Origin of the sequence: Methylosinus sporium (genome assembly GCF_003113265.1) — a bacterium.
GTDB classification, from domain to species: Bacteria; Pseudomonadota; Alphaproteobacteria; order Rhizobiales; family Beijerinckiaceae; genus Methylosinus; species Methylosinus sporium.
In genome coordinates this window covers 64,637-89,851 of sequence record NZ_PUIV01000007.1, presented here as the reverse complement: position 1 = coordinate 89,851, position 25,215 = coordinate 64,637, and the positions used below count along the sequence as shown (strand labels likewise).

Sequence of the window (25,215 nt, the reverse complement as noted above, 5' to 3'; positions counted from 1 at the left end):
CGCAAAATCCGGAAAAAGGCCTCAAAGGGTCGATAGGGGAAGCGGAACGCCGCTTCCCCTTCGTCATTTTTCGGCCTCTTTTCGCACTCGGCCGCCATGGAGCCTCGGATGTTTCCGGAAATTGCCCGCGACGATATTTTCAGATTGGAGACCCCGAGACTGTGGCTGCGCTGGCCGCGCGCCGCCGATCAGGGCTCGATCTGCCGTCTGGCCGGCGATCCCGAGGTCGCCCTGAGGACGGCGCGGATTCCGCACCCATATGAGTCCTATCACGCGGAAAGCTTCATTCTCTCCGCGCGCGCGGAGAACGCCAGCGGCGCCGGCCTCACCCTCGCCTTGACGCAGAAGCGCCAGGCGGACGAGGCGATCGGCGTGATCGGCGTGCATGGGGCGAATGCGCGCGGGACGGGCATGATCGGCTTCTGGCTGGGACGGCCCTATTGGGGACGCGGATTGATGAGCGAAGCGGCGGGCGCCTTCATCGATATGGTGTTCGGCATGACCGGGCTGGAGCGAATCGTCTCCAGCGCGCTGCCGAGCAACGCCGCCTCGCTGCGGGTGCATGAGAAGCTGGGCTTCACCCGCGCGGGACAGGGCAAATTCCCGGCGCCGGCGCGCGGCGGCGAGGTCGATGTGGAGCTTTTCGACCTGCGCCGCGGCGCCATTCCGACGAGCTTCGGCGCCAAGCGCCCGAAGCTGCAAGCGACATGAGCTCGAAACAGTCATGAAATTCCTGGATCAGGCGAAAATCTACGTGCGCTCGGGCGATGGCGGAGCCGGCTGCGTCTCCTTCCGTCGCGAAAAATTCATCGAGTTCGGCGGGCCGGACGGCGGCGATGGCGGCCGCGGCGGCGATGTGGTGGCGATCTGCGTCGATGGGCTCAACACGCTCATCGACTACCGCTATCAGCAGCATTTCAAGGCCAAGACCGGCGTCCATGGCATGGGCAAGAACCGCCATGGCGCCAAGGGCGCCGACGCGGTGCTGAAAGTGCCCGCCGGCACGCAGATTCTCGAGGAGGACGGCGAGACGCTGATCGCCGATCTGACCGAAGTCGGACAGACCGCCGTCATCGCGCGCGGCGGCAATGGCGGCTTCGGCAATCTGCATTTCACCACCTCGACGAACAGAGCCCCGCGCCGCGCCAATCCCGGCCTGGAAGGGATAGAGCGCACGCTCATCCTGCGGCTGAAGCTGATTGCCGACGCCGGGCTGATCGGCCTGCCCAACGCCGGCAAATCGACCTTTCTGGCCACGGTCAGCGCCGCCAAGCCCAAGATCGCCGATTATCCTTTCACCACTTTGCATCCGGGCCTCGGCGTGGTGCGGGTGGACGATCGCGAATTCGTGCTCGCCGACATTCCCGGCCTCATAGAGGGCGCGCATGACGGACATGGGCTCGGCGACCGCTTCCTCGGCCATGTGGAGCGCTGCCGCGCGCTGCTGCATCTCGTCGACGCAACCGGCGAGCACGCCGGCAAGGATTACAAGATCGTCCGCCGCGAGCTCGCCGCCTATGGCGCGGAGCTCGACGAGAAGCGCGAGATCGTCGCACTGTCGAAGATCGACGCCGCCGAGCCCGAGCATTTGAAGAAGCAGAAAGAGCGCCTCAAACGCGCAATGGCCTCCGCCGGCCCTGCGGGGGCCGCCGAGCGCCCTACCCTGCTGCTGCTGTCCTCCGCCACCAGCGAAGGCGTGACGGCGGCTCTACGCGCCCTGGCGGCCGCCAAGGAGACAGCCGCGCATGAGGAAGCGACGGCGGCCGAGCCCGCGCCGGAATGGCGGCCGTGAGGCGAAGAGAGATCGAAACAGAAATGTGACGATTTTTTCTTTTCAGCGCTGGACATGAGCGACGTCATTGGGTATTTGCCACCTCGTTCCGCTCATTCGGCGCCAGCCGAAGCGACGGACGGGCGCATAGCTCAGTTGGTAGAGCAGCTGACTCTTAATCAGCGGGTCCAAGGTTCGAGCCCTTGTGCGCCCACCAATAAACTCAAAGCCGATATCGGCCTGGCGACAGACTCGCAAGAGCGTGATCTTTGCATTATCAGCGCACAGCCGCCTCGGCCGCGCTTCACCCTGGCCGACCACGGCAGAACTCGCGCGCGACAATCACAGGATTGCCGCGCTCTTGTCATTGTCTGGTCATGGCGCGGCGCTAGCTCTATCGAAGAGCAAACGATGGCTACATGCCGTCGCGGGCTCTAACGCCGGGCCGGAGGTACGTCCGGCGTTTTTCTTTTCTGGGACCCGTTACGGCTTGACCGCGGTCAGCAGCGTGTCCACGCCTTCGCGATATTCGACGCGAACATCGGCGAAGCCTGCCGCCGTCATGCGCTCCAGCGCCGGCGCCAGATACATCACATGCTCGGGCGATTCGTCGCTGAAGAGATGCGCGATCCAATCCTCGAGCAGATCATAGCGGCCGATCGTCCCGAACTTCTGGAACCAGCTGCGCACCTCCGCCTGCGTCGCGGAGAGATGCGCGGCGCGGTCGTCCATCGCATAGCGGTCGCCATTGACGAAAATGCCGCCCGGCTTCAGCACGCGGGAAATCTCGGCGAGAAATTCCCGACGATAATCGTCGAGGAAATTATGCACGGCGTAATTGGAGGAGACGACGTCGACGCTCGCCTCGGGCAGGCCGCGAAGATAGGCGAGCGCGTCGGCCTCGACGAATTGCAGGCGGCCGGCGGCGACGAAATCGGCGAGGTGAGAGCGCGCCTGATCCAGCATTTTGGCGGCGCTGTCGATTGCGGTGACATGGAGATCGTCGCGTCCCGCGAGCAAGGGAAGCGTGCTCACGCCCGTGCCGCAGCCGATCTCCAATACCTCGAGCGCTTCACCCTCGCGCCAATGCGCGACGCGCTCCGCCACACGGCGGGCGAGCAGCGCCGCATTGGGGCAGATGAGCTCGAGCATCCGATATTCGGCGCCGATCGGTCCGGTGAAGAGATTTTCATCGATGCGCTGAGACATAGCGATCACCCGAAATTCGCGAGACCCGGAAAGGTCTGCAGCAGCCAGAAGGAGAAGCTCTGCATCCCGCCGGTGAGGAAGGCGAGTCCCGTGAGCACCAGCAGCGCGCCGACGACCTTCTCCACCTTGCCGAAATGCTTCTTGAACTTCTGCATGAAGCCCATGAAAGGCCCCATCGCCGCCGCGGCGGCGAGGAAGGGAAGGCCGAGGCCGGCGGAATAGACGCCGAGCAGAGCGGCGCCTTTGCCGACCGTCTCCTGCGAGCCGGCGACGGCGAGAATGGCCGCGAGAATCGGCCCGATGCAGGGCGTCCAGCCGAAGGCGAAGGCGAGGCCCATGACATAGGCGCCGAGGCGCCCGACCGGACGGCCGACCTCGAGGCGCTTCTCGCGATAGAGCAGGCCGATCTTGAACACGCCGAGGAAGTGCAGGCCCATGAGGATGATGGCGACGCCGGCGGCGATCGACAAAATTTCCAGATTGGCGCGCAGCACCTTGCCGAACACGCTCGCCGTCGCGCCCAGCGCGACGAAGACCGTCGAGAAGCCGGCGACGAACAGAAGCGAGGCGATGAGCACGTCGCGCCGCGCGCGCGATTTGCCGGCGTGGGTCAGCTCCTCGAGGCTCGCGCCCGCGATGAAGGTGAGATAGGGCGGCACCAATGGCAGCACGCAAGGGCTGAGAAAAGAGAGCACGCCCGCCGCAGCAGCGGCTGGATAAGTGACGTCGGCCGCCATGAGGTCTCCTCTTGTCGCACCGACGCTTTTGCCACAGCCGGCGAGGTTACGCAAAGCGGCGTCCTCGCCGCGCCCTATCTTCGCACGATGAAGGAGGCGGAAACATGCGCACCATCATCGAGCCCTTCCGCATCAAAATGACCGAAGCGCTGCCGATCACTACGCGGGAAAACCGCGAGGAGCGATTGAAGGCCGCGCATTACAATGTTTTTCTGCTCGATGCGGAAGACATAACCATCGATCTTCTGACCGACAGCGGCACAGGCGCCATGTCGGATCGGCAATGGGCCGCGCTGATGATGGGCGACGAGAGCTATGCGGGAAGCAGGTCTTGGCGCCGCTTCGAGAAGACCATTCGCAACATCACGGGTTTCAAGCATATTTTTCCTACGCATCAAGGCCGCGCGGCGGAGCGCATTCTCGCCGCGACGCGGCTGAAGCGCGGCGATATCGTCCCCAACAACAGCCATTTCGACACGACGCGCGCCAATATCGAATATGTCGGCGCGACGGCGCTCGACCTGCCGAGCCCGAAAGCCGGCGATATTCATGCGGAGACGCGTTTCAAAGGCGACATAGACCTCACGGCGCTGGAGCGCGTCATCGCGCGCGAGAGGAAGACAATTCCCTTCTGCATGATCACCGCGACCAACAACACCGGCGGCGGACAGCCCGTCTCGCTCGGCAATATTCGCGCCGCAAAGGCCTTGCTCGCAAAGCAAGGAATACCGCTCGTGCTCGACGCCTGCCGCTTCGCCGAGAACGCCTATTTCATCAAGCTATGGGAAGAAGGTTACGCCGATCATTCGCTCATCGACATAGCGCGCGAAATGTTCTCGCTCTGCGACGGCGCGACGATGAGCGCCAAGAAGGACGGGCTCGCCAATATCGGCGGATTCTTCGCCTGCAATGACGATCGCTGGGCGGAGGATTTTCGTAATCTGCTGATATTGACGGAGGGATTTCCTACTTACGGCGGACTCGCGGGCCGCGATCTCGAGGCGATCGCCGTCGGGCTCGAGGAGGCGCTGGAGGAGGAATACCAGCGCTATCGTCATGCGACGGTGGAATATCTCGCTTCCCGCCTCATCACGCGCGGCGTTCCGATCGTGCGGCCGGCCGGCGGACATGCGGTGTTCATCGACGCCGCGGGCTTTTGCCCGCATCTTTCGGCGAAGGATTTTCCGGGCGTCGGCCTCACCACTGCGCTCTACCTCGAGGGCGGCGTGCGCGGCGTCGAATTGGGCAGTGTGATGTTCGGCCGCTGCGCGGAAGACGGAACGGAGACGCCGGCGCCGCGCGAATTGGTGCGCCTCGCCTTTCCGCGCCGCGTCTACACGCAGAGCCATTTCGATTACGTGATCGAGGCGATCGAGAACGTATTCCGCGAGCGCGCCGCGATCCCGCCCTTCCGCATCGTACGGCAGGCGCCCTTCCTGCGCCATTTCACCGCGCATTTCGCGCCGGGGTGAGCGGCTTTGCGGGCGGCCGGCGCGCGCCTATCTATTTCGGGAACCCGGCTTTCGCTGAAGGAGGGCCGCTATGGAGAAGGGCAAGAACCGCTACGCCGACGCGCCCCGCCGCGACGATTGGACGATCGAGCAGAATTGGCCCTCCTATAGCGCAGCCGAGCATGATCGCTGGAGCCGGCTCTACACCCGCCAGGCCACGCTTCTGCCCGGCCGCGCCTGCGACGAATATCTCGCCGCCATGGACGCGCTCGCGCTCGCGCCCGCTGGCGTTCCCGATTTCGACGTGCTGAGCGCGCGCCTTTCCGCGCTCACCGGCTGGCGGGTCGTTCCGGTCGCCGGCCTCGTTCCCGACGACGTCTTTTTCGAGCATCTCGCCAATCGACGCTTTCCCGCCGGCGCCTTCATTCGCCCGGAGGAGGAGCTCGATTATCTCGAGGAGCCGGACGTCTTCCATGACATCTTCGGCCATGTGCCGCTGCTGGCGAATCCCGTCTATGCGCGCTTTCTGCAGGCCTATGGCGAGGGCGGACGGCGGGCGCTGGCGCGCGGCCAGCTCGCCAATCTGGCGCGGCTCTATTGGTATACGGTGGAGTTCGGGCTGCTGGCGACGCCTGCGGGGCTGCGCATCTTCGGCGCCGGCATCCTCTCCTCGCCGGCGGAGACGGTCTTCTCGCTCGAGGATTTCTCGCCCAATCGCATCGGCTTCGATCTCGAGCGGGTGATGCGCACCAATTACATCATCGATGATTTTCAGCAGTGCTATTTCGTCGTCGATGGATTCGAGCGCCTGCTCGAGGCCTGCTATCGCGATTTCGGCCCCATCTACGACAGTCTGCGGTCAGAGGCCGATCTCGCGCCGCATGAGATCGCGCCCGGCGATGCGCTGATCACGCGCGGCGATTTCCATTATTTTCGCGGCGAGGCGCACGCCGCCTAACGGTCAGGCGCCCCTCGCCTCCTGCAGCGCGGCGATGCGGATCGGCGCCGGCGGATGCGAGTAATAGAACAGCGCATAGAGCCGGTCCGGCGTCAGCGTCGCGAGATTGTCGCGCGAGAGCTTGGTGATCGCGCTCACCATCGGCTCCTTGCCATAAATGGATTTGGCGAAGCCGTCGGCCTCGAACTCCGCCCGGCGCGACAGGAAATTGGTGAGCGGCGACAGAAGATGCAGAATGGGCGCGGCGGCCGTCAGCGCGATGACGAGAATGATCCCCGGATCATTCGGCAGCCCGAAGACGCCGCCGAGCCCGCGCTCGAAGGCGAGATGCAGCGCCGCGAAGCCGATGAAGAGAAAGCCCGCCGCCTGGAAAATCCGCTGCCGCACATGGCCGAATTTATAATGGCCGAGCTCATGAGCGAGAATGGCGAGTATCTCGTCCGCGCTGTGCTTGCGCAGCAGTGTGTCGAAGAAGACGATGCGCTTCGCCTTGCCGAAGCCGGAAAAATAGGCGTTGCCATGAGTGGAGCGCGTCGAGGCGTCCATCACAAAGAGCCCGCCCGACTGAAATCCGCAGCGCGCCAGCAGCTCCTCCATGCGCGCCTTCAGCGCCGCATCCTCGAGCGGCGTGAACTGGTTGAACATTGGCGCGATGACGGAAGGGTAGATCACCGTCATGGCCAGCAGCAGCGCCATCGCAGCGACGAAGCCGGCCAGCCACCAATAATCGGGCGAGAAACGCGCCGCGAAGAACAGCCCATAGAGCAAGGGAATGAAGAACAGCAGCCACAGCGCCGCGCCCTTCGCCTCGTCGAGGAGGAACATGGAAGGCTTCGTGCGATTGAAGCCGAAGCGCGCCTCGAGGCCGAATGTCTCGACCAGCGACAATGGCAGGCGCAGCAGATGATCGACGATCGCCACCGTAACGACGACGGCGACGCTGAGCGTCAGCCCCGGCGCGATGAATTGCGCGAGCAGCGCATAGAGCGGGCCGAGCATAAGGGCGAGCCAGGCGACGGAGATCGCCGCGTCGATCAAAGTCTCGCCGACGGAGAGCCGCATCCGCGCGACCGTGTAATCGGCGGCGCGGCGATGCTCCTCCATGGTGACGGCGGCGGCGAATTCAGTGGGCGGCGTCTCGCGATCGGCGCTGGCGGCGCGGCTCTGGCGCGCTTTCAGATAGACGCCGAGGCCCGCCGAAGCGAGAAGGGCGAAATAGACGACCGCTGCGACGAAGCTCATGCACATCTCCCGACGCGCCGGCCGAGAGGTCCGCGCGCGCCGTCAATATAAGCGGCCGCGCGGCGGATTGCGACGTCGAACCGCCATCTCGATTCAGACGGAAGCGGGATCGGCCACGGCGGCGCTCACGGCGCTGCGCGCCACGAAAAGGCTCGCCGCGAGCAGCAGCGCCGCGACGAAATAGCCCGCCCCCGGAAAGCCGCCGGCGCCGATCGAAAGGGAGAGAATCTGCGTGAAGAACAACGGCCCGACCATGCCGGAGACGCCGCGCAGGCTCGACAGCGCGCCTTGCAGCCGCCCTTGCTCCGAGGCCGAGGCGAAGCGCGTGGCGAGGCCCTGAAAGGCCGGATTGGCCATGGCCCAGAGGGCGATGAGCGGCGGCGCCGCCATGAAGATCCCGCCCGTGGGCGCGAAGGCGTAGGCCGCGAAGCCGAGCGCGCCCGCCGCCAGAGCGACGACCAGCGTCGCGCGCTCGCCGAAGCGCTTGACGGCCGGCCGCACCAGCCCGCCGGACACCACCGTCTGCGACACGCCGACGATGGCCAGCGCCCAGCCGGTCGTCTCGGCGTCCCAATGGTAGCGATATTCGGTGTAGAGCACGAAGAGGCTCGGCAGCGATTCATGCGCGAGATAGGAGAGGAAAATCGCGACGGCGAGCAGAGCCAGCGAGCGGTCGCGACGCAGAAAATCGAGCGAGCCCAGCACATTGGCGCTGCGCCAAAGGACGGCGCCGGCGCGCTTCTCCGGCGCAAGCGATTCCGGCAGGATGAAATAGCCATAGGCCGCATTGAGCAGGCTCAGCGCCGCCGCCGCCCAGAAGGGATAGCGCAAATCATGATTGCCGAGCACGCCGCCGAGCGCCGGGCCGAGGATGAAGCCGACGCCGAAAGCCGCGCCGATCATGCCGAATCGGCCGGCGCGCTTCTCCGGCTCGGTGATGTCCGCGATATAGGCCGTCGCCGTCGAGACGCTCGCCGCCGTCACGCCCGATATCAGCCGGCCGACGAAGAGGAAGGACAAGGATGGCGCCAGCGCCATGAACACGTAATCGAGTCCCATGCCGAGGTTGGACAAGAGCACCACCGGCCGACGGCCGAAACGATCGGACAGCGCGCCGAGCACGGGCTGAAACAGGAATTGCATCAAGGCCCAGGCGAAACCGAACACCCCCGTCGCCACGGCGGCGCTTTTGAGATCGCCGCCCTCGAACTCCACGATGAGCTTGGGAAGCACCGGAATCATCACGCCGAGCGCCAGCATGTCGAGCGCGACGGTGACGAGAATGAAGGCGAAGGCCGCCTTGCCGGGACGCTGAAACATCGATTACTCTTCTGTACGGCCGGCGATGCGTCGCGGCCCGATTTATCGCGGGATAGCGCGAAACCGCCGTCCGGCGCAAGGAGTCTGGAACAACTCCAAACTCGACGGCCACAACCACCGGGCGTCCGGGAAAGGGCGCCGTCCGAACGAGAAAAGCCGCATAAAAGACATAATTCGCCGACTCTTCCCGGAACGCCGCGACGAGCCGGAGTTGACAGCGGCGTCGCGATCTTTCAATAGGCGCGGATTGAAAAGAAAGACCTTGCAGCATCGACGGCCGGGCGACAAATCCTCGAGACCAGGAACAGGGTGCTTTTCGCAAATGCCTCTTCCCTCTCGCTCTCTCCCTCCCTCTCGCTTTCTCTCCCTGGCGACGAACGCCGCCGGCCATGAACGGATCGGGCGATAGGATGCGCATCCTCGTCACCGGCGGGGCCGGCTTCATCGGCTCTGCGCTCTCGCGCCGCATCATCGAGACGACGCCGCATGAGCTGCTCGTCTTCGACAAGCTCACTTACGCCGGCAATCTCGATTCGCTCGCGCCGATCGCCGGCGATCCGCGCTATTCCTTCCGTCGCGCCGATATATGCGACCGCGCCGCCGTCGCCGCCGCCTTCGACGCCTTCCAGCCCGATGCGGTGATGCATCTCGCCGCCGAGAGCCATGTCGATCGCTCCATCGACGGGCCGGCCGCCTTCATCGAGACCAATGTCGTCGGCACATTCACTCTGCTGTCCGCCGCGCTCGACTATTGGCGCCGCCTCGATGCGGCGAAGGCCGCGAATTTTCGCTTCCTGCATGTCTCGACCGATGAAGTGTTCGGCGCGCTCGGGGCCGAAGGATTGTTTCGCGAGGACACGCCCTATTCGCCCAACTCGCCCTATTCGGCCTCCAAGGCGGGCTCCGACCATCTCGCCCGCGCCTGGCGCGAGACCTATGGCCTGCCGACCATAATCACCAATTGCTCCAATAATTACGGCCCCTATCATTTCCCGGAGAAGCTCATTCCGCTCGTCATTCTCAATGCGCTGGAGGAGAAGCCCCTGCCCGTCTATGGGCGCGGCGAGAATGTGCGCGACTGGCTCTATGTCGAGGATCACGCCGAGGCGCTGCTCACCGTCGTGCGCGCCGGCGCCGTCGGCCAGACCTATAATGTCGGCGGCCGCTCCGAGATGCGCAATATAGAGGTGGTGCAGGCGATCTGCGATAGTCTCGATGAGCTCAGGCCCCGCGTGCGCTCCCACCGCGAGTTGATCGCCTTCGTGCAGGATCGGCCGGGCCATGATCTGCGCTATGCGATCGATTGCTCCAAGATCGAGCGCGAGCTCGGCTGGCGCGCCAAGGAGAGCTTCGCCAGCGGGCTGCGCAAAACCGTGCGCTGGTATCTCGACAATGAGAAGTGGTGGTCGGCGATCCGCTCCGGCAAATATCGCGGCGAGCGTCTCGGCTCCACCCTATGACGCCCGGCGCCGCCCCTAAGAGGACAGTATGAAGGTCGAAGACACGGCGCTCGAAGGCGTCAAGATCGTCACGCCGGATCGGTTCGGCGACGCCCGCGGCTTTTTCTCCGAGACCTATAATCAAAGGCGATGGGAGGAACACGGCCTGCCGTCCTTCTGCTTCGTCCAGGACAATCATTCGCTCTCACGCGACATCGGCGTCATTCGCGGGCTGCATTTCCAGACAGAGCCTTTCGCGCAGGACAAGCTGGTGCGAGTGGCGCGCGGCCGAATTTTGGATGTGGCGGTCGATATTCGCCGCTCTTCGCCGAGCTACGGACGCCATGTCGCCGTCGAGCTTTCCGCCGAAGACTGGCGCCAGCTCATCGTGCCGAAAGGCTTTGCGCATGGCTTCTGCACGCTCGAACCCGATACGGAGGTCCTCTACAAGGTGACGAATTTCCATTCGGCGCCGCATGATCGCGGACTCGCCTTCGACGATCCCGATCTCGACATCGCCTGGCCGATCGCTCCCGAGCGCGCCATTCTTTCGGAGAAGGATCGCCGCTGGCCGCGCCTGCGCGATCTCGCCGAAACATTCGCGTGAGCGCGCCCATGCGCATCATCGTCACCGGAACGCAGGGCCAGCTCGTCACCGCTCTGCGTGAGCGCGCGACGGATGCGGCGGAAATTGTCGCGCTCGGCCGGCCGCTTCTCGATCTATTGAACCGCGACGGCCTGCGCGCGGCGTTGTTCGACGCGCGCGGCGATGTGATCGTCAACGCCGCCGCCTATACCGCCGTCGACAAGGCCGAGCAGGAAGAAGAGCTCGCGTTTCGCGTCAATGGCGAGGGCGCCGGCCATGTCGCCGAGGCGGCGGCCGAGCTCGGCGTTCCGCTCATCCATTTTTCCACCGATTATGTGTTCGACGGCTCCGCGCCGCGTCCCTATCGCGAGGACGACGCAACCGCGCCGCTCGGCGCCTATGGCCGCTCCAAGCTCGAAGGCGAAAGGCGCGTCGCCGCGCTCTGTCCGAACTCGGTCATTCTCCGTACGGCCTGGGTCTACAGCCCCTTCGGCGTGAATTTCGTGCGCACTATGTTGCGCCTCGGCGAGACGCGCGAGGAGGTCGGCGTCGTCGCCGATCAGCTCGGCAATCCGACGAGCGCGCTCGACCTCGCCGACGCCGCGCTCGCCGTCGCGGCCCGCCTGCGGCAGGACGGCGCGCCGCAGCTGCGCGGCGTGTTTCACATGACCGGCGCCGGCGAAGCCTGCTGGGCCGATGTCGCAGAGGCGATCTTCGCGCGCGCGACAGAACATGGCCGTCGAGCCGTGCGCGTGCGTCGCATCGCGACGGCCGATTTTCCGACGCCGGCGCGGCGCCCGGCCAATTCGCGCCTCGACAACGCCGAGCTTTCACATGTCTATTGCGTCGCTCTGCCAGACTGGCGCCGATCGCTCGCAGCCTGCGTCGACAGGCTGCTCGCCGGCCCCACAGACCGAGGAGCCTGAAAATGCGTGGAATCATTCTCGCCGGCGGCAGCGGAACGCGACTTCATCCCGCGACGCTCGCCGTCTCCAAGCAATTGCTGCCGGTCTATGACAAGCCGATGATCTATTATCCGCTGAGCGCGCTGATGCTCGCCGGCGTGCGCGAAATTCTCGTGATCACGACGCCGGAAGATGAAGCGGCCTTTCGGCGCCTGCTCGGCTCCGGCGCGCAATGGGGCGTCTCTTTCACCTACGCCGTGCAGCCGCGCCCGGATGGGCTGGCGCAGGCCTATGTCATCGGCGCGAGCTTCGTCGAAGGGCGAAGCTCGGTGCTCGTGCTCGGCGACAATATTTTCTACGGCCATGGCCTCACCGAATCGCTGACCAAGGCGAAGGCGTCGCGCCGCGGCGCCACCGTCTTCGCCTATCACGTCGCCGATCCCGAGCGTTACGGCGTCGTCGATTTCGACGCCGATGGCCGCGCGCTGTCGCTCGAGGAGAAGCCGAAGGCGCCCAAATCCAATTGGGCGGTCACGGGCCTCTATTTCTATGACGAGCGCGCGCCGCATTTCGCGGCGGAGCTGCGACCTTCGTCGCGCGGCGAATTGGAGATCACCGATCTCAACAACATCTATCTCCAGCACGGCGAATTGACGGTCGAGCGATTGGGGCGCGGCTTCGCCTGGCTCGACACGGGCACGCCGGCCTCGCTGCTGGAGGCGGCGGAATATGTGCGCGCGATAGAGCTGCGGCAGGGGCAGCGCATCGCCTGCCTCGAGGAGATCGCCTTCCGCCAAGGCTGGATCGACGCCGACACGCTGCGCGCCGCCGCGCAGAAATTGGTCAAGAGCCAATATGGCGCCTATCTGACGCAAGTGGCGCGAGAACGTTGAGACCGCTCAGGCCGAGTGACTCTTCAGGCCAAATGACCGCTCAGGCCATGTGATTGCGCACGAAGGCGATGAGGCCGACGATGATTCCATAGAGCGCCAGCGAAATCGCGAACAGCACGCCGAAATAGAGCCAGCGCCGCGGATAGCGGGCCTCCTCCGGCAGCGCCGGAGCCTCGATCTGATGCAGATAGAGCAGCTTGCGCTCGCTGAGCAGACGGGCGCCATCGAGCGAGGCGGTGGCGATCTCATAGCTCGACTCGGCGATCTTATGTTCGAGATCGAGATTGGCGAATGTCGTCATCTTGCCGGAGAGCGTTTTGCGCGCGAGCGCGTCGATCCCCTGCGCCTCGCGCTTGGTGATCTCCGCTTTGCGCTCGACGATCTGCTTCTCGAGCGCCTCGATGCGTCGCTTCATCACCCGCATCTGCGGCGCGCTCTCGTCGACGTAACGCGACTGCGTGAGATATTCCTGCTGATATTTCAGCAGATCGTGCTCGATCGACGAGATCAGCTCGCTCTGCGATTTGCTCGTCTGGCGGACGTCGATCAGCCCTTCCGCATTGCGCGCGCGCTCCAAATTCACGCGCGCGACCTCGAGCCGCTTGGCGGCGCGCGCGAGATCCTGCTCCGACGCCCGGACCGTGTCCTGCCGCATCCGCTCATTGAGCTCGTTGACCAGAGCCTCGCAATCGGCGATCACCCTGTCGCCGATGGCCTTGGCGTCGGCCGGCGAGAAGGCGCGAATCGTCAGCGTGACGATTCCCGATGGAAAGCCGATCGTCGCGGCGGTCATCTTCTTCCAGTAATCGGTGAATTTCTCGATCGATTTCGACTTGTCGAAGCGCGCCCACCAATCGATCCGCTCGGCTCCGTAGCGCTCGCGCAGATCGACCTGCCGCTCGAGCTGCTCCACCATCGCCCGGCTCTGAATATAATCGGCGATGATCATCGTATCCTGAAAAATCATCATCTGCGGCAGGCCGGTCACGGAGCCGAGGCCGTCGAGCTTGGGAATGGCCGCGCTGCTCACGGTGAATTTCGCCTCGGCGACATATTGGTCGGAGGCGAGCACCCCATAGTAGAGCGCCCCCGCGACATTGGGGATCGCCACAATGACGATGGCGAGAATCAGGAAGGCGATGCGCATCGCTCTGGCGCCGCGGCGCTCCGCGAAGCTGGATTTCTGATAGGCGCCGCGCGCGCGCGCCGAAAAGCGCGCCCGCCGCGCCGCCTCCGACAAGAAGCGCTGGACGGCCTCGGCGCGCTCCAGCGCATTGACGGTGCGAAGTTCGGGAGACTTTTGAGGCTCGTCCATCCTCGCCCTATCTGTTCACGCGGTTGTACATTTCGATCGCCTTGCCGACCGTGTCGAACATGAAGAGCCGCCCCTCGACCAGCACGCCGCCGCGATCGCAATAATCGGCGATCGTCTGCATGGAATGCGAGACCAGGATCACGCTGGCGTTCTTGCGCCGCTGATCGAAAGCCTCCTGGCATCGCTTCTGAAAGCTCATATCCCCGACGCCGGTGATCTCGTCGATGAGATAGACCTCGAACTCGATCGCCATCGACATGCCGAATGCCAGACGCGCGCCCATGCCCGACGAATAGGTCTTGACCGGCGCGTCGAAATAATCGCCGAGCTCGGAGAACTCCTCCACGAACATCGCCGCTTTGCGCGGATCGGCGCCATAGATGCGCGCGACGAAATGCACATTCTCGCGGCCCGTCATCGCCGAATGGAAGCCGCCGCTGAAGCCGAGCGGCCAGGAGACGCGCACGGTGCGGCGCACCTTGCCGGAATTCGGCAATTCGGTGCCGGCGATGATCTTGAGCGTCGTCGATTTGCCGGCGCCGTTGACGCCGAGCAGGCCATACGAATAGCTCGAGTCGAAAACCATCGACACATGGTCCAGGATGATCTTCGAGTGGCGCTCGGTCTTATAGAATTTGAAGACGTCTGAAAGTTGGATCATCTTCTCTTCGAGCCGGTTTCGTCCAGAACCGCCGACGACGCGAACCACGGCTCTTATAGCGCAGCGCGCCGGCCGCGTCCACGCACGCGGATCGGCCTATTTTCCGCCACTTTTGCCCTCGCTCCGCAGCGCGTCCCTTCGGCCTCGCCCGCCGGACCTATGGTCAAGGCGGCGCGGCTCCACTATAGGACGCGGGCTCGAAGCCCCGAGCCGACTCGCATCCGCGGAAAGCAGAGCCTTGTTGCCGAGAATTCCTTCTTTGCGTCGATCCGGCCTGCGACGGCTCGGCTGGGAGAGCTGGCAGGCCATCGATCCCGACCCGCTCTTCGTCTTCGCCCCACGATTTTTTCGCGCGGCCTATATCATTCTCGAGGTCGCCGACGCCGATCAGACGCTCGACCCGCGCATCTATATCGATTTCGGCAAGGGCTTCGTCCCGGATGAGGAGATCGAGCTCAAGCACACGCGCGACGGCATTTATGTCGTGTCGCTGCGGAGCTTCGGCCGCGTGCACCATGTGCGCTTCGACCCTTCCTCATACCCTTCGAAGTTTCGCTTTCGCACCTATATCGCCTATGACGAGAAATCGGTGCGCGCCTTCGTCGGCAAACGCCTGCGCGCTGCGGCGAGGGGCGAGCGCGCGGCGCCGCTCTGCGAGATCATCGCGCGGCCGGGCGCGGCGGAGCTTTCCGGCGTCGGCGCGCGCGTCGCAAAGGTGCGCGGCGCGACGCCGCATTTCGAGCAGGTGATCGCCATGGCGAATCATCGCTTCGCCGGCGCTCCGGCCTGGCCCGGCGAGCGCCCCGCCGTCTCCTTCGTCACGCCGGTCTATGACGCGCCCGCGCTCTATCTCGATCAATTGCTCGACTCCTTTCGAATTCAAAGAGCCGGGGCCTATGAGCTGATCCTCTCCGACGACGGCTCGACCTCGCGCGAGACGATCGACTGGCTCGCGCGCCATGAGGCGACGCCCGATGTGACGATTTTGCGCGCCGAGCGGAATGGCGGCATCGCCGCCGCCACCAATCGCGGGCTCGCCGCAGCGCGCGGCGATTGGGTCGGCTTCATCGATCACGACGACGCGCTCGCGCCCTTCGCCGTCGACGCGCTGCTGGAGACGATCGAGCGCGCGCCGCAGACGCAATTCGTCTTCACCGACGAGATCGTGGCCGACGCGCAGCTGCAGCCCAAGCATTATTCGCTCAAGCCGGCCTTCGACCCGGTGCTGCTCTCCGGCGTCAATTACGTCAATCATCTCTCGCTCTATCGCCGCGAGCGGCTGCTTTCGCTCGGCGGCCTGCGGCAGGGTTTCGACGGCTCGCAGGATTACGATCTGCTGCTGCGCTACACGCGCGGCCTCGCGACGGAGGAGATCGTCCATCTTCCCTATCCGGCCTATTTGTGGCGCCGCGACGGGAAGAGCTATTCCGTGAGCTTTCTCGATCGCGCCACGGCGGGCGCACGCCGCGCTCTTTCGGAGCATTATTCCGTCGACGGCGCGCCGGCGCACATCGAGCCGGCGCGCAACGCCGATCTTCATCGCGTGCGATTCGCGCCGAAAGAGGACGCCTGGCCGCTCGTCTCCATCATCGTGCCGAGCCGCGATTCCTTCGCGCTCGTCTCGCGCCTGCTCGACGATCTGACGCGCCGGACCGACTATCCGAACATGGAGATCATCGTCGTCGACAATGGCACGAAGGACAAGAACGTTCTCGATCTCTATGAGCGGACGAGAGCCGCTCATTCCTTCTTTTCCGTCGATATCGTCGAGGAGAAGTTCAATTTCGCGCGGCAGGTCAATCGCGGATTGAGAGCGGCGCGCGGCGACTGCCTATTGCTGCTCAACAACGACATTCAAGTCATCGACGCCGGCTGGCTGAAGGAGATGGTCTCCTGCCTCGCCTATCCATCGACAGGAATCGTCGGCGCGCGGCTGCTCTATCCCAATGGAACAGTGCAACATGCGGGCGTCGTCATGGGTCTCGGCTCGGTGGCGGGACATTGGTTCTGCGGAATGCCCGGCGATTTTCCCGGCCCCATGGGCCGGCTCGGCCTGCGCCAATCCATGGCGGCGGTGACAGGCGCCTGCATGTTGGTCACGCGCGCATGTCGCGACGCGATCGGCGAGCTCGACGAAGAGAATTTCGCGATCGCCTATAACGACACGGATTATTGTATGCGCGCCGGCCGCGCCGGCTTTCGCGTCATATGGTCGCCTTTCGCAACGCTCTATCATCATGAATCGGCGAGCCGTGGCAGCGACGAGACCGACGCCAATATCGCGCGCTTCCGCCGCGAACAGGATGCGCTGCGCAAAAAATATGATCTGGCGGCCTATGTGGATCCCGCATTCAACCCTTGGTACAGCCGCGACAATGCGGCGCCTCGCCTGCAATTGCTGAGCAGCCTTCCACAGGGAAGGCATTTCCGCGTGTGAGCGCCGCGCAATTGCCAAACGCGGCGCGACGGCGTAATCCGTCGCGCCGCGTCACGGCGGGGCGCTGCGCCGCCCGAGCGCAACGCGCTCGAAAAATGAGAGCTCGGATTTGTTTTCGACGCGATGAAAAGCGCGTCTGAATCATTGGGGAGGGACGATCGGATCGATGCTGAGGACGCTGCGAGACAGGCTGCTGAAACGCCAGGCGTCGCTAACGTCGGCGGAGGTTTTCGACTCCTATGTGGCTCGCCTTCCGCGCCTGCAGAACGCCGTCGACGCGATCGGCGGATGGAGCTGCGCCTTTCCGCCCGAATGCGGCGTCAGCGCCGGCGAGATCGAAGCCTTCGACGATTCGCGCATTTGCTGGGCGATCGATTGTTTCGGCTCGCTCGCGGGCCGCTCTGTGCTCGAGCTCGCGCCCGGCGAAGCGGGCCATAGCTTTCTTCTCGAATCCGCCGGCGCGCATGTCGAGGCGATCGAGCCGAGCCGCGCCGGCTTCATCCGCTGCCTCGTCGCCAAGGAAGTGATGCGCCTCCAGCGAACGCGCTTTTGGCTCGGCGATATGGAGGCGTTCCTGCGCGAGACGGACAAGCGCTACGATCTCGTCGTCGCCTGCGACGCATTGCGCCGCTTCGCCGATCCGCTCGCGGCGACGGCGCTTCTCACGCGCCGCGCCGACGCGCTGTTCATCCATACGCCGATCGCGGCGGACGGCGCGCCCGCCGCGGGCGACGCTCTCCCACGCCGCGACGATCTGATCGAGACATTGCGCGACGCCGGATTTTCGAAGATTCGCGAGGCGGAGAGCGGCCCCGCCGCCGCGCTTTCGATTTTTGCGCGCAAATGACGACGCGGCGCCTGCGCGCGCCATAGGAGCATGGCGAATGTTCTTCACGCGCAGGCGACGGCGGGAGCTCTTCGGCTATATCGATCAGAGGAGCGGCGGCCGCGTTTCCGGCTGGGTCTACGACCGCCTGCGGCCGAGCGATCGCTTCGAGGTCGAGATATGCTCCGCCGGCGCGGTCATCGGGCGCGCCCGCGCCGAGCGGCCGCGCGACGATCTGGCGCGGGCCGGATTCGGCGACGGCCGCTACGGCTTTCATTTCGATTTGCCGGACGGGGATTTTCCCGATGAGACGCTCGCCGCGCGCGTGCGCGGAGAGGATTTCTGGCTGCTCGAAGGCGCGAGCCGGCCGAGCTTCGCCGAGGAGCTGATCAACTCCACGCGGCGCGGCCTGCCGCGGCTCGAGCCGACGCTGTCGCTGCGCCAGGCCGATGCGCGCGATAGCGAAATCGCCGCGGAATTGCAGAGCGCCTGGAGGCTGCATGTCCATGGCCGCGGCACGCAGCGATTGGGCGGCGGCGGCGCCATGTGGACCGATATCGTCTCGCGGCGTCATCGGCCGCTGCTCGGCCTTTTGGACGGCGGCGATCCGCGAGCGCTCGCGCAATGCCTCGTCGGCGTGCAGAAATCCGCGGCCGCCACCGGGATCGAGCAGGGCGAGGAGGCCTATCGGGATTTTCTCGCCGCCTCGCCACAGGGCCGCCGCGCCGCCGTCGCGCCCTTTCACGACATGCTGGCCTCGCTCGCGCAATATTTGGGCGTCGCGCGGGTGGAATGCGCCGAGCAGGATTATGAGGGCGAGACGCTGGTCGCCACATCGCAACGGCTGGTCGCCGAGATCGAGGCGGCGCTCGGCTTCTCCATCGCGCCGCCGGCGGTCTTCGACGGGCTCTATGGCCTCGAGATCGGCGAGAGCGTTCTGCACGGCCGCGATATTCAGGCGCTCTATCTGGCGCTGCGCGCGATGGAGGCGAGCGGCGTCGCGCGGCCGAAGATTTGCGAGATCGGCGGCGGCTTCGGCAAGGCGGCGCGCTACGCGCTGCTCGCCGGCGCGCGCCATTACACGATCGTCGATCTGCCGACCGTGGCCGCCGTGCAATTCTTCGCGCTGCGCCGCGCCGCGCCCGAGATTCCCGTGCAATTCCGCGATCCGTCGGAGCCCTCGCGCGGCGCCGGCGTCGATCTCGTCCTGGCGCCGGAGATCGACGACGACGCCGTCGTCGACAGCGACATCATCGTCAATTGCGACTCCTTTCCCGAAATGGGCGACGCCGTCTGCCGCGGCTATTTCGCGCGCATCGGCCGCTGGGCGCCATTGCTGCTCAGCGTCAATCAGGAGGCCCATCGCCAGGTCGGCTCCTCCGGCCGGCAGTCGGTGGTCGGAGCGCTGTTGCCCGATTACGGCTTCACGCGCGGCTACCGCTTCCGCAGCTGGATAAGGCGCGGCTATGCGGAAGAGCTGTGGCGCGCGCCGGAGCGCCGCGCACAGGCCCGCGTGAAAGCAGAAAGCATAGAGATTTCAGAAACCTTTTGATGCTTAGGCTAGACTTTGTCACGGCGGATGGCGCGACCCTCCGCCCGAACCGTCGCCCCGGCGCGCAATCGATCCCCGCTCACAAGGACGTTTTTTCTATGCGTTTCGACGATATGAAGCTCGGCGCCAAGAGCCTCCTCCCGCTCGTCCTGACCTGCATCCTCTTTTTCGGAGCGACGGCGCTGGGCGTCTATCGCATGAACGATCTCGGCCTGCGTTATCAGGAGCTGACCGAACATTCCTACGCCGCCGTGGTGAAGCTGCTGCGATCCAATCGCGCCATCACCGAGTTCGGCCTCTCGATCCATCAGATGATCGCCTATGACACAGATTCGGCGATTTCCAAGACCGCTCAGCAGGAGGCCGCCTCCATCGGCCCACGCGTCGACCAGACGCTCGGCGAGGCGATGCAACTCGATCCCGCCCATGCGGCGACGATCAAAGCATATCGCGACCGCTTCGCCAAAGTCTTCGAGCAGGCCAAGCCCGTGATCGCGATCGCCCAGGAGTTGCCGGCTCTCGAGCTCGGCGCGCGGATGAAGCCGCAGGATTTGGAACAGCTCGCCAGAGGCATGGCGCTGCTGCGCGGCGTCGATGAAGAAATCCGCGCCATCGCCAATGAGATGCGGGCGATCTATGTGGCGGCGGAGGCAGAAGACAAGCGGGTCGGCGAAGCGCTGCGCCGCGAGTCCGAGCAGACGATCTGGACGATGATCGCCGTCGGCGTGATCGCCATATTGCTCGGCGTCGCGGCGTCTCTCTATATTTCCGGCCGCGAGATCGGCGCTCCGATCGCGCGCCTCGCCGAGCAGATGGGCGATATCGCCAAGGGCGATCTCGGCGTCGCGGTGGAGGGCGTCGAGCGCGGCGACGAGGTCGGGGCCATGGCCCGCGCGCTCGACACTTTCAAGCGCAACGCCCAGGAGCTGGGCGCCGCGGAGACCCGCGCCGCCGAGGAGCGGCGCCGCAGCGACGAGTCCGAGGCGCGACGCAAGGCCGAGCAAGCGGCGGTGGAAAGAGAGCGCGAGGCGGCTCTGCGCGCGATCGGCGACGGCCTCGAGAAGCTCGCGTCGAAAAACCTCGCCTATCGTCTCGCCAATGAGATGCCGGACGCCTATCGCCGGCTGCAGAGCGATTTCAACGCGGCGATGGACCAGCTGGAAGCCGCGCTCCGCCTCGTGGCCGGCGGAGCGGACGCCATCGAATCGGGCTCGAGCCAGATCGCCATGGCCGCGGACGATCTCGCGCGCCGCACGGAGCAGCAGGCCGCCGGCCTCGAGCAGACCGCCGCGGCGCTCGAGGAGATCACCACCACGGTGAAGAAGAGCGCGGAAGGCGCCGGTCACGCGAGCAACATCGTCGGCGCCACCAAGTCGGAAGCCGAGAAGAGCGGCGCGATCGTCCGCCGCGCCGTCGACGCCATGGGCAGAATCGAGCGCTCCTCGCAGCAGATCGGCCAGATCATCGGCGTCATCGACGAGATCGCCTTCCAGACCAATCTGCTGGCGCTCAATGCCGGCGTCGAGGCGGCGCGCGCCGGCGAGGCCGGCAAGGGCTTCGCAGTGGTGGCGTCGGAGGTGCGGGCGCTGGCGCAGCGCTCCGCCGAGGCCGCCAAGGAAATCAAAGGCCTCATCTCCACTTCGACGATCGAGGTCGATCAAGGCGTCGAACTCGTCGGCGCGACCGGCAAGGCGCTCGACACCATCGTCGCCCAGGTGGCGGAGATCGACAAGGTCGTCGCCGACATCGCCGCCGGCGCGCGCGAGCAGGCGACCGGCCTCGCCGAGATCAACACCGCGGTCAATCTGATGGATCAGAACACGCAGAAGAACGCCGCAATGGTCGAAGAGACCACCGCCGCGAGCCATGGCCTGCGCAGGGAGACGGAAGCGCTGACGCGCTCGGTGGCGAGCTTTGCGCTCGGCGACAGGCCCGCTCCTGCGCCGCGAGCGGCGCTGAAAACGGTCTCGGCCGGACGCGGCGGCGCCGCCCGCAAGCCGAAGGCGGCTCAGGACGATTGGGAGGAATTCTGATCGTCCGCCGAAAACGGCCCGACCTCGTCGAGACAGGCGGCGAGCAGCCGCTGCATCATCGGACCGCTGTCCTCATCGTCGAGCAGCGGCTCGACCCGCAGCACCTCGCGCAAGAGCGAGAAACCGATGAGGCAGGAGACGAACAGCGCCGCCCGCTGCTGCGCCCCGGGCCCTTCGAGCTTGGCGGCCAGCGGCCCGATGAAATCGCGATTGCAGCAGGCGCGAACGAGATTGCGCGCCTGCGGGCTCGTCAGCGAGCGGACGAAAATCTGCAGCCCGTCTCCCTGCTGCGGATCGAGCGCGAAATTCGCGAAGACCGCGCTCAAGCGGCCGCGCTCCGCCGATAAGAGGTCCGCCGGACAGGCGTCGAGGACGGCGGCGGCGAAGAGCTGCTCCTTGGAGCCGAAGGACCGGTGCACCAGCGCCACGTCGACGCCGACATCCGCGGCAATATCGCGCAGCTTCACCTCCTCATAGGAGGCGCGCGCGAAACGCCTCACCGCGGCGGCGAGAATGCGTCGCCGCGTCGCTTCCCCCGAACGTTTCTCGCATTTCTTCGGCCGCACCAGAGTCCTTTCCCCGGAAGCAGAATTGTTCGCGCGCTGCGCGGCGTCAATCGGCATTCAGCGGCAAAAAGGATTCCGGCGCCGAAATTTTTGCACATTCGCCCATTAGGGGAATGTGAACCTTTCCTAGCCAAGGTCACGTTCGCTATCCGTATGGTGAACCCGGCGGAGGCGACCCGCGAGCTCGACCTCCGGCGTCGCTCGGCGACCGGTTCACCGGCGATATCAACAATGGTTGACAAATCAGGCCGATTCGATGATTTTCGGCCCCATAGTTTCGCTCTAGTCGAGGGCGGCGACTAAAGTGCTACTTTCATGTTCCTCGGAGGGTCTCATGCATATCAAGAACAGCCTTTCCGCTCTCGCGGTCGCCGCCGTGCTCACGGCCGGCGCCGCTCAGGCGGCGGATCTGCCCTATCGCAAGGATGCGCCCGTGTTCGCGCCGCCGCCGCCGGTCTTCTCCTGGACGGGCGCCTATGTCGGCCTCAATGTGGGCGGCGGCTTCAAGGCGGACAACAGCTTCGGCGGCGACGTCAGCGGCGTCGTGGGCGGTGGCCAGATCGGCTATAACTACCAGATCTCGCCGCTCTTCGTCGTCGGCCTCGAGACCGATTTCCAGGGCACGAGCCTGCGCTCCAACAATGGCTTCGGCAACGCCAGCCTGCCCTGGTTCGGCACGGTGCGCGGCCGCGCCGGCTTCGCTCTGCTCGAGTCGAAGCTCTTCGTCTATGGCACGGGCGGTTTCGCCTATGGCGAGCTGAACACGCCCTTCGGCAGCGACACCCGCACGGGCTGGACCGCCGGCGGCGGTCTCGAATACGCCTTCCTGCCGAATTGGTCGGCCAAGGTCGAGTATCTCTACACCGACCTCACCAATAATGACGGCTTCGCCTTCGGCCCGCAGCGCGCCAAGTTCCACACGGTTCGCGCCGGCATCAACTATCACTTCAACCTGTTCTAGCCGGAACGCCGCATGGCCTCTCTCTCTCTCAGGGGCCATGCGGACGGCGGACGGCAGGCGCAAAAAACAAAAAAGGCGAAGCGACCATTGGTCCGCTTCGCCTTTTTCTTTGGAAGATCAATTGCGCCGGAGACCGGCTCCCGGCCGCCGCGGCGGCCGGGGAATTCTCGAAAAGCGATCAGCCCTTGGCGGCCGCCGCCACTTCCGCGGCGAAATCGCTGGTCTCTTTCTCTATGCCCTCGCCGAGCGCATAGCGGACGAAGCCCTTGAGCGTGATCGGCGCGCCGGCCTTGCCCTCATGCTCCTTGAGCGTCTGGGTGATGGTCTTGCCGGCGTGATCGGGATGGTTGGAGACCTGATCGAGCAGCAAGACTTCCTTGTAATAGGTCTTGAGGCCCGAATCGATGATCTTCTCCAGCACATTGGCCGGCTTGCCGGCGTTCTTCTCGGCGAGCAGCGCCTTCTCGCGCTCCACCGTCGCCGGATCGAGGCCGGAAGCGTCGAGCGCCAGCGGATTGGCCGAGGCGACATGCATGGCGATCTGACGCGCGAGGGTCGACAGGACTTCCTTGTCGCCCTTGGACTCGAGCGCCACGATCACCGCGATCTTACCGAGACCGTCGACGATCTGCGTATGGACGTAGCGATTGACGGCGCCCTCCACCTTCAGCGGCGCAACGCGGCGCAGCGTCAGATTCTCGCCGATGGTGGCGATGCCGCTGGTGATCGCGTCGGCGACCGTGCCGCCGCCCGGATAGGCCTTGCCGGCGAGATCCTCGGCATTGGCGGCGCCGGTCTCCAGCGCGACTTTCGCAATATTGCCGACGAGCTTCTGGAAGTCGTCGTTGCGGGCGACGAAATCGGTCTCGGAATTGACCTCGACGACGACGCCGACGCCGTCCTCGACGATCGCGGCGACGAGACCCTCGGCGGCCACGCGGCCGGACTTTTTGGCGGCCTTGGAGAGGCCCTTCTTGCGCAGCCAGTCGACGGCCGCCTCGATATCGCCATTGGTCTCATTGAGGGCGGCCTTGCAATCCATCATGCCGGCGCCCGTGCTCTCGCGCAGTTCCTTGACGAGAGCGGCGGTGATCTGGGCCATGGGGTTAGACACCTCTAGCTAGAGCTGACGCCGGCCCCTATCGGAGCCGGCGCGATAATCTGTCGGGAATGTGACGCTAGAGCGTCATCCGATCCAATCGGATCGGATGACGCTCTCATTTCTCTATTTGGGAGCGAATTCTGATCGATCGAACGATTCCGTTCGATCGGAAAGCGCTCTGGCGCGAAATCAGGCCGAGGCCAGCGAGCGCGCCTGATCGACCCAGCCGTCGCGGGCGATGCGCCCATTGAGCTTGAGATCCTGATCGAGCTTCTCGACATCGGCCGGCGCCATGGCCGCGATCTGCCAATAATGGAAGATGCCGCCATCGTTGAGCTTCTTGACCAGCTGCGGGCCGACGCCATGCAGCTTGGCGAGATCGTCCGGAGCGCCGCGCGGCGCGGCCAGCAGCTCGAAGGGCTCGAGCGCGATCTCGACCTCGGCGGAGGCCGCATCGGCGACGACCTCGTCGGCCGAGCGAAGATCCGTATGGACGCGGCCGAGCGCCGGCTCCGCCGTCGGCTGCTCCATCGCGCCGATGTCGACGCCCGACAGGCCCTGGCTGCGCGAGATGCCGTCGATCGCCGCGCGGGCGACGAGATCGCAATAGAGCGCGATGGCGCGGCCGGCGTCGTCGTTGCCGGGGATCGGGAAGGTGATGCCGTCCGGATCGCAATTGGTGTCGAGGATCGCCACCACCGGGATCTTGAGGCGGTTGGCCTCCTTGATCGCCAGCTGCTCCTTATTGGTGTCGATCACGAAGATCAGATCGGGCGTGCCGCCCATGTCCTTGATGCCGCCCAGCGCCTTCTCGAGCTTGTCGCGCTCGCGGGTGAGCAGCAGACGCTCTTTCTTGGTGACGCCCGCCGCGCCGGCGCCGAGCTGCTCGTCGAGCTTGCGCAGGCGCTGAATGGAGCCGGAGATGGTCTTCCAATTGGTGAGCGTGCCGCCCAGCCAACGGGAATTGATGAAATATTGCGCGCTGCGCTTGGCGGCGTCGGCGATCTGATCCTGGGCCTGGCGCTTGGTGCCGACGAAGAGCACGCGGCCGCCCTTGGCGACGGTGTCGGACACGACCTTCAGCGCCTGATGCAGCAGCGGCACCGTCTGGGCGAGATCGATGATGTGGATATTGTTGCGGGCGCCGAAGATATAGGGAGCCATCTTCGGGTTCCAGCGATGCGACTGGTGGCCGAAATGAGCGCCCGACTCGAGCAGGCCGCGCATCGTGAAATCAGGAATCGCCATTGT

General features: G+C 65.3%; 22 protein-coding genes and 1 tRNA gene. 14 read left to right on the top strand and 9 right to left on the bottom strand.

What is annotated here, in order from left to right; translation table 11 throughout:
* The first annotated feature begins 108 nt into the window (after positions 1–108).
* The 3 genes from C5689_RS07425 (at position 109) to C5689_RS07415 (ending at position 1,988) form a co-directional block, all read left to right on the top strand.
* On the top strand, positions 109–711 hold the full coding sequence (locus C5689_RS07425) for a GNAT family N-acetyltransferase (protein WP_108916635.1): 603 nt from the start codon (positions 109–111) through the stop codon (positions 709–711).
* Between the two features lie 13 nt (positions 712–724).
* Entirely contained in the window at positions 725–1,792 is a 1,068-nt protein-coding gene (gene obgE, locus C5689_RS07420; RefSeq protein ID WP_108916634.1) for a GTPase ObgE, read from the top strand.
* Between the two features lie 120 nt (positions 1,793–1,912).
* Positions 1,913–1,988, top strand: a tRNA-Lys gene (locus C5689_RS07415).
* Positions 1,989–2,254: 266 nt separating this feature from the next.
* Here the strand turns inward: C5689_RS07415 and C5689_RS07410 are convergent.
* Positions 2,255–2,980: a class I SAM-dependent methyltransferase gene (locus C5689_RS07410; protein ID WP_108916633.1), complete on the bottom strand. Its 726-nt coding sequence runs from the start codon at positions 2,978–2,980 to the stop codon at positions 2,255–2,257.
* Positions 2,981–2,985: 5 nt separating this feature from the next.
* Complete coding sequence (locus tag C5689_RS07405) at positions 2,986–3,717, bottom strand: cytochrome c biogenesis CcdA family protein (protein ID WP_108916632.1); 732 nt, start codon at positions 3,715–3,717, stop codon at positions 2,986–2,988.
* Positions 3,718–3,821: 104 nt separating this feature from the next.
* On the opposite strand from C5689_RS07405, the gene C5689_RS07400 reads away from it, so the two are divergent.
* Together C5689_RS07400 and phhA are read left to right on the top strand one after the other, a co-directional pair.
* Entirely contained in the window at positions 3,822–5,189 is a 1,368-nt protein-coding gene (locus C5689_RS07400) for a tryptophanase (protein ID WP_108916631.1), read from the top strand.
* 70 nt (positions 5,190–5,259) lie between these two features.
* The gene (gene phhA / locus C5689_RS07395; protein WP_108916630.1) at positions 5,260–6,126 is read left to right on the top strand and encodes a phenylalanine 4-monooxygenase; all 867 of its coding nucleotides are present in this window, start codon (positions 5,260–5,262) and stop codon (positions 6,124–6,126) included.
* A 3-nt stretch (positions 6,127–6,129) separates the two neighbouring features.
* On the opposite strand, the gene C5689_RS07390 is transcribed toward phhA, so the two are convergent.
* Entirely contained in the window at positions 6,130–7,368 is a 1,239-nt protein-coding gene (locus tag C5689_RS07390; protein WP_108916686.1) for a M48 family metallopeptidase, read from the bottom strand.
* A gap of 93 nt (positions 7,369–7,461) precedes the next feature.
* Positions 7,462–8,688 (bottom strand): TCR/Tet family MFS transporter, encoded by a 1,227-nt coding sequence (locus tag C5689_RS07385; RefSeq protein WP_108916629.1) that lies wholly within the window; start codon positions 8,686–8,688, stop codon positions 7,462–7,464.
* Positions 8,689–9,098: 410 nt separating this feature from the next.
* On the opposite strand from C5689_RS07385, the gene rfbB reads away from it, so the two are divergent.
* The 4 genes from rfbB to rfbA are packed head-to-tail and all read left to right on the top strand — an operon-like array spanning position 9,099 to position 12,511.
* On the top strand, positions 9,099–10,148 hold the full coding sequence (gene rfbB, locus C5689_RS07380) for a dTDP-glucose 4,6-dehydratase (protein ID WP_108916685.1): 1,050 nt from the start codon (positions 9,099–9,101) through the stop codon (positions 10,146–10,148).
* Positions 10,149–10,176: 28 nt separating this feature from the next.
* The gene (gene rfbC / locus C5689_RS07375; RefSeq protein ID WP_108916628.1) at positions 10,177–10,734 is read left to right on the top strand and encodes a dTDP-4-dehydrorhamnose 3,5-epimerase; all 558 of its coding nucleotides are present in this window, start codon (positions 10,177–10,179) and stop codon (positions 10,732–10,734) included.
* 8 nt (positions 10,735–10,742) lie between these two features.
* Positions 10,743–11,639 (top strand): dTDP-4-dehydrorhamnose reductase, encoded by an 897-nt coding sequence (rfbD, locus tag C5689_RS07370; RefSeq protein ID WP_108916627.1) that lies wholly within the window; start codon positions 10,743–10,745, stop codon positions 11,637–11,639.
* A 2-nt stretch (positions 11,640–11,641) separates the two neighbouring features.
* A complete protein-coding gene (rfbA, locus tag C5689_RS07365; RefSeq protein ID WP_108916626.1) occupies positions 11,642–12,511 on the top strand; it encodes a glucose-1-phosphate thymidylyltransferase RfbA in 870 nt (289 codons plus the stop codon).
* Positions 12,512–12,551: 40 nt separating this feature from the next.
* On the opposite strand, the gene C5689_RS07360 is transcribed toward rfbA, so the two are convergent.
* Both C5689_RS07360 and C5689_RS07355 read right to left on the bottom strand, forming a co-directional pair.
* A complete protein-coding gene (locus tag C5689_RS07360; protein ID WP_108916625.1) occupies positions 12,552–13,826 on the bottom strand; it encodes a KpsE/RkpR family capsule polysaccharide export protein in 1,275 nt (424 codons plus the stop codon).
* A 7-nt stretch (positions 13,827–13,833) separates the two neighbouring features.
* Positions 13,834–14,487, bottom strand: coding sequence for an ABC transporter ATP-binding protein (locus tag C5689_RS07355; RefSeq protein WP_108916624.1), 654 nt, complete (start codon positions 14,485–14,487; stop codon positions 13,834–13,836).
* A gap of 259 nt (positions 14,488–14,746) precedes the next feature.
* On the opposite strand from C5689_RS07355, the gene C5689_RS07350 reads away from it, so the two are divergent.
* The 4 genes from C5689_RS07350 (at position 14,747) to C5689_RS07335 (ending at position 21,335) form a co-directional block, all read left to right on the top strand.
* Positions 14,747–16,924 carry a glycosyltransferase family 2 protein gene (locus tag C5689_RS07350; RefSeq protein ID WP_244594618.1) on the top strand — a complete coding sequence of 726 codons (2,178 nt, stop codon included), beginning with the start codon at positions 14,747–14,749 and terminating at the stop codon, positions 16,922–16,924.
* A gap of 166 nt (positions 16,925–17,090) precedes the next feature.
* A complete protein-coding gene (locus C5689_RS07345; RefSeq protein ID WP_108916622.1) occupies positions 17,091–17,771 on the top strand; it encodes a class I SAM-dependent methyltransferase in 681 nt (226 codons plus the stop codon).
* 37 nt (positions 17,772–17,808) lie between these two features.
* Positions 17,809–19,302, top strand: a complete 1,494-nt coding sequence (locus tag C5689_RS07340; RefSeq protein WP_146188356.1) for a class I SAM-dependent methyltransferase — start codon at positions 17,809–17,811, stop codon at positions 19,300–19,302.
* A 98-nt stretch (positions 19,303–19,400) separates the two neighbouring features.
* Positions 19,401–21,335 carry a methyl-accepting chemotaxis protein gene (locus C5689_RS07335; protein WP_108916620.1) on the top strand — a complete coding sequence of 645 codons (1,935 nt, stop codon included), beginning with the start codon at positions 19,401–19,403 and terminating at the stop codon, positions 21,333–21,335.
* Here C5689_RS07335 and C5689_RS07330 read toward each other — a convergent pair.
* Entirely contained in the window at positions 21,311–21,901 is a 591-nt protein-coding gene (locus C5689_RS07330; protein WP_244594617.1) for a TetR/AcrR family transcriptional regulator, read from the bottom strand. The genes C5689_RS07335 and C5689_RS07330 overlap by 25 nt on opposite strands.
* Positions 21,902–22,235: 334 nt before the next feature.
* Here C5689_RS07330 and C5689_RS07325 point away from each other — a divergent pair, with 334 nt between their 5' ends.
* Positions 22,236–22,862: an outer membrane protein gene (locus C5689_RS07325; RefSeq protein WP_108916618.1), complete on the top strand. Its 627-nt coding sequence runs from the start codon at positions 22,236–22,238 to the stop codon at positions 22,860–22,862.
* A 178-nt stretch (positions 22,863–23,040) separates the two neighbouring features.
* Here C5689_RS07325 and tsf read toward each other — a convergent pair whose 3' ends face one another.
* Both tsf and C5689_RS07315 read right to left on the bottom strand, forming a co-directional pair.
* Positions 23,041–23,964 (bottom strand): translation elongation factor Ts, encoded by a 924-nt coding sequence (gene tsf / locus C5689_RS07320; protein ID WP_108916617.1) that lies wholly within the window; start codon positions 23,962–23,964, stop codon positions 23,041–23,043.
* 189 nt (positions 23,965–24,153) lie between these two features.
* On the bottom strand, positions 24,154–25,212 hold the full coding sequence (locus C5689_RS07315) for a 30S ribosomal protein S2 (RefSeq protein WP_108916616.1): 1,059 nt from the start codon (positions 25,210–25,212) through the stop codon (positions 24,154–24,156).
* Positions 25,213–25,215 lie beyond the last annotated feature (3 nt).

Excerpts from the sequence above, each read along its gene's own strand:
- C5689_RS07425 (WP_108916635.1), top strand. The coding sequence starts at position 109 with ATGTTTCCGGAAATTGCCCGCGACGATATTTTCAGATTGGAGACCCCG.
- obgE (WP_108916634.1), top strand. The coding sequence starts at position 725 with ATGAAATTCCTGGATCAGGCGAAAATCTACGTGCGCTCGGGCGATGGC.
- C5689_RS07410 (WP_108916633.1), bottom strand. The coding sequence starts at position 2,980 with ATGTCTCAGCGCATCGATGAAAATCTCTTCACCGGACCGATCGGCGCC.
- C5689_RS07405 (WP_108916632.1), bottom strand. The coding sequence starts at position 3,717 with ATGGCGGCCGACGTCACTTATCCAGCCGCTGCTGCGGCGGGCGTGCTC.
- C5689_RS07400 (WP_108916631.1), top strand. The coding sequence starts at position 3,822 with ATGCGCACCATCATCGAGCCCTTCCGCATCAAAATGACCGAAGCGCTG.
- phhA (WP_108916630.1), top strand. The coding sequence starts at position 5,260 with ATGGAGAAGGGCAAGAACCGCTACGCCGACGCGCCCCGCCGCGACGAT.
- C5689_RS07390 (WP_108916686.1), bottom strand. The coding sequence starts at position 7,368 with ATGAGCTTCGTCGCAGCGGTCGTCTATTTCGCCCTTCTCGCTTCGGCG.
- C5689_RS07385 (WP_108916629.1), bottom strand. The coding sequence starts at position 8,688 with ATGTTTCAGCGTCCCGGCAAGGCGGCCTTCGCCTTCATTCTCGTCACC.
- rfbB (WP_108916685.1), top strand. The coding sequence starts at position 9,099 with ATGCGCATCCTCGTCACCGGCGGGGCCGGCTTCATCGGCTCTGCGCTC.
- rfbC (WP_108916628.1), top strand. The coding sequence starts at position 10,177 with ATGAAGGTCGAAGACACGGCGCTCGAAGGCGTCAAGATCGTCACGCCG.
- rfbD (WP_108916627.1), top strand. The coding sequence starts at position 10,743 with ATGCGCATCATCGTCACCGGAACGCAGGGCCAGCTCGTCACCGCTCTG.
- rfbA (WP_108916626.1), top strand. The coding sequence starts at position 11,642 with ATGCGTGGAATCATTCTCGCCGGCGGCAGCGGAACGCGACTTCATCCC.
- C5689_RS07360 (WP_108916625.1), bottom strand. The coding sequence starts at position 13,826 with ATGGACGAGCCTCAAAAGTCTCCCGAACTTCGCACCGTCAATGCGCTG.
- C5689_RS07355 (WP_108916624.1), bottom strand. The coding sequence starts at position 14,487 with ATGATCCAACTTTCAGACGTCTTCAAATTCTATAAGACCGAGCGCCAC.
- C5689_RS07345 (WP_108916622.1), top strand. The coding sequence starts at position 17,091 with ATGCTGAGGACGCTGCGAGACAGGCTGCTGAAACGCCAGGCGTCGCTA.
- C5689_RS07340 (WP_146188356.1), top strand. The coding sequence starts at position 17,809 with ATGTTCTTCACGCGCAGGCGACGGCGGGAGCTCTTCGGCTATATCGAT.
- C5689_RS07335 (WP_108916620.1), top strand. The coding sequence starts at position 19,401 with ATGCGTTTCGACGATATGAAGCTCGGCGCCAAGAGCCTCCTCCCGCTC.
- C5689_RS07325 (WP_108916618.1), top strand. The coding sequence starts at position 22,236 with ATGCATATCAAGAACAGCCTTTCCGCTCTCGCGGTCGCCGCCGTGCTC.
- tsf (WP_108916617.1), bottom strand. The coding sequence starts at position 23,964 with ATGGCCCAGATCACCGCCGCTCTCGTCAAGGAACTGCGCGAGAGCACG.
- C5689_RS07315 (WP_108916616.1), bottom strand. The coding sequence starts at position 25,212 with ATGGCGATTCCTGATTTCACGATGCGCGGCCTGCTCGAGTCGGGCGCT.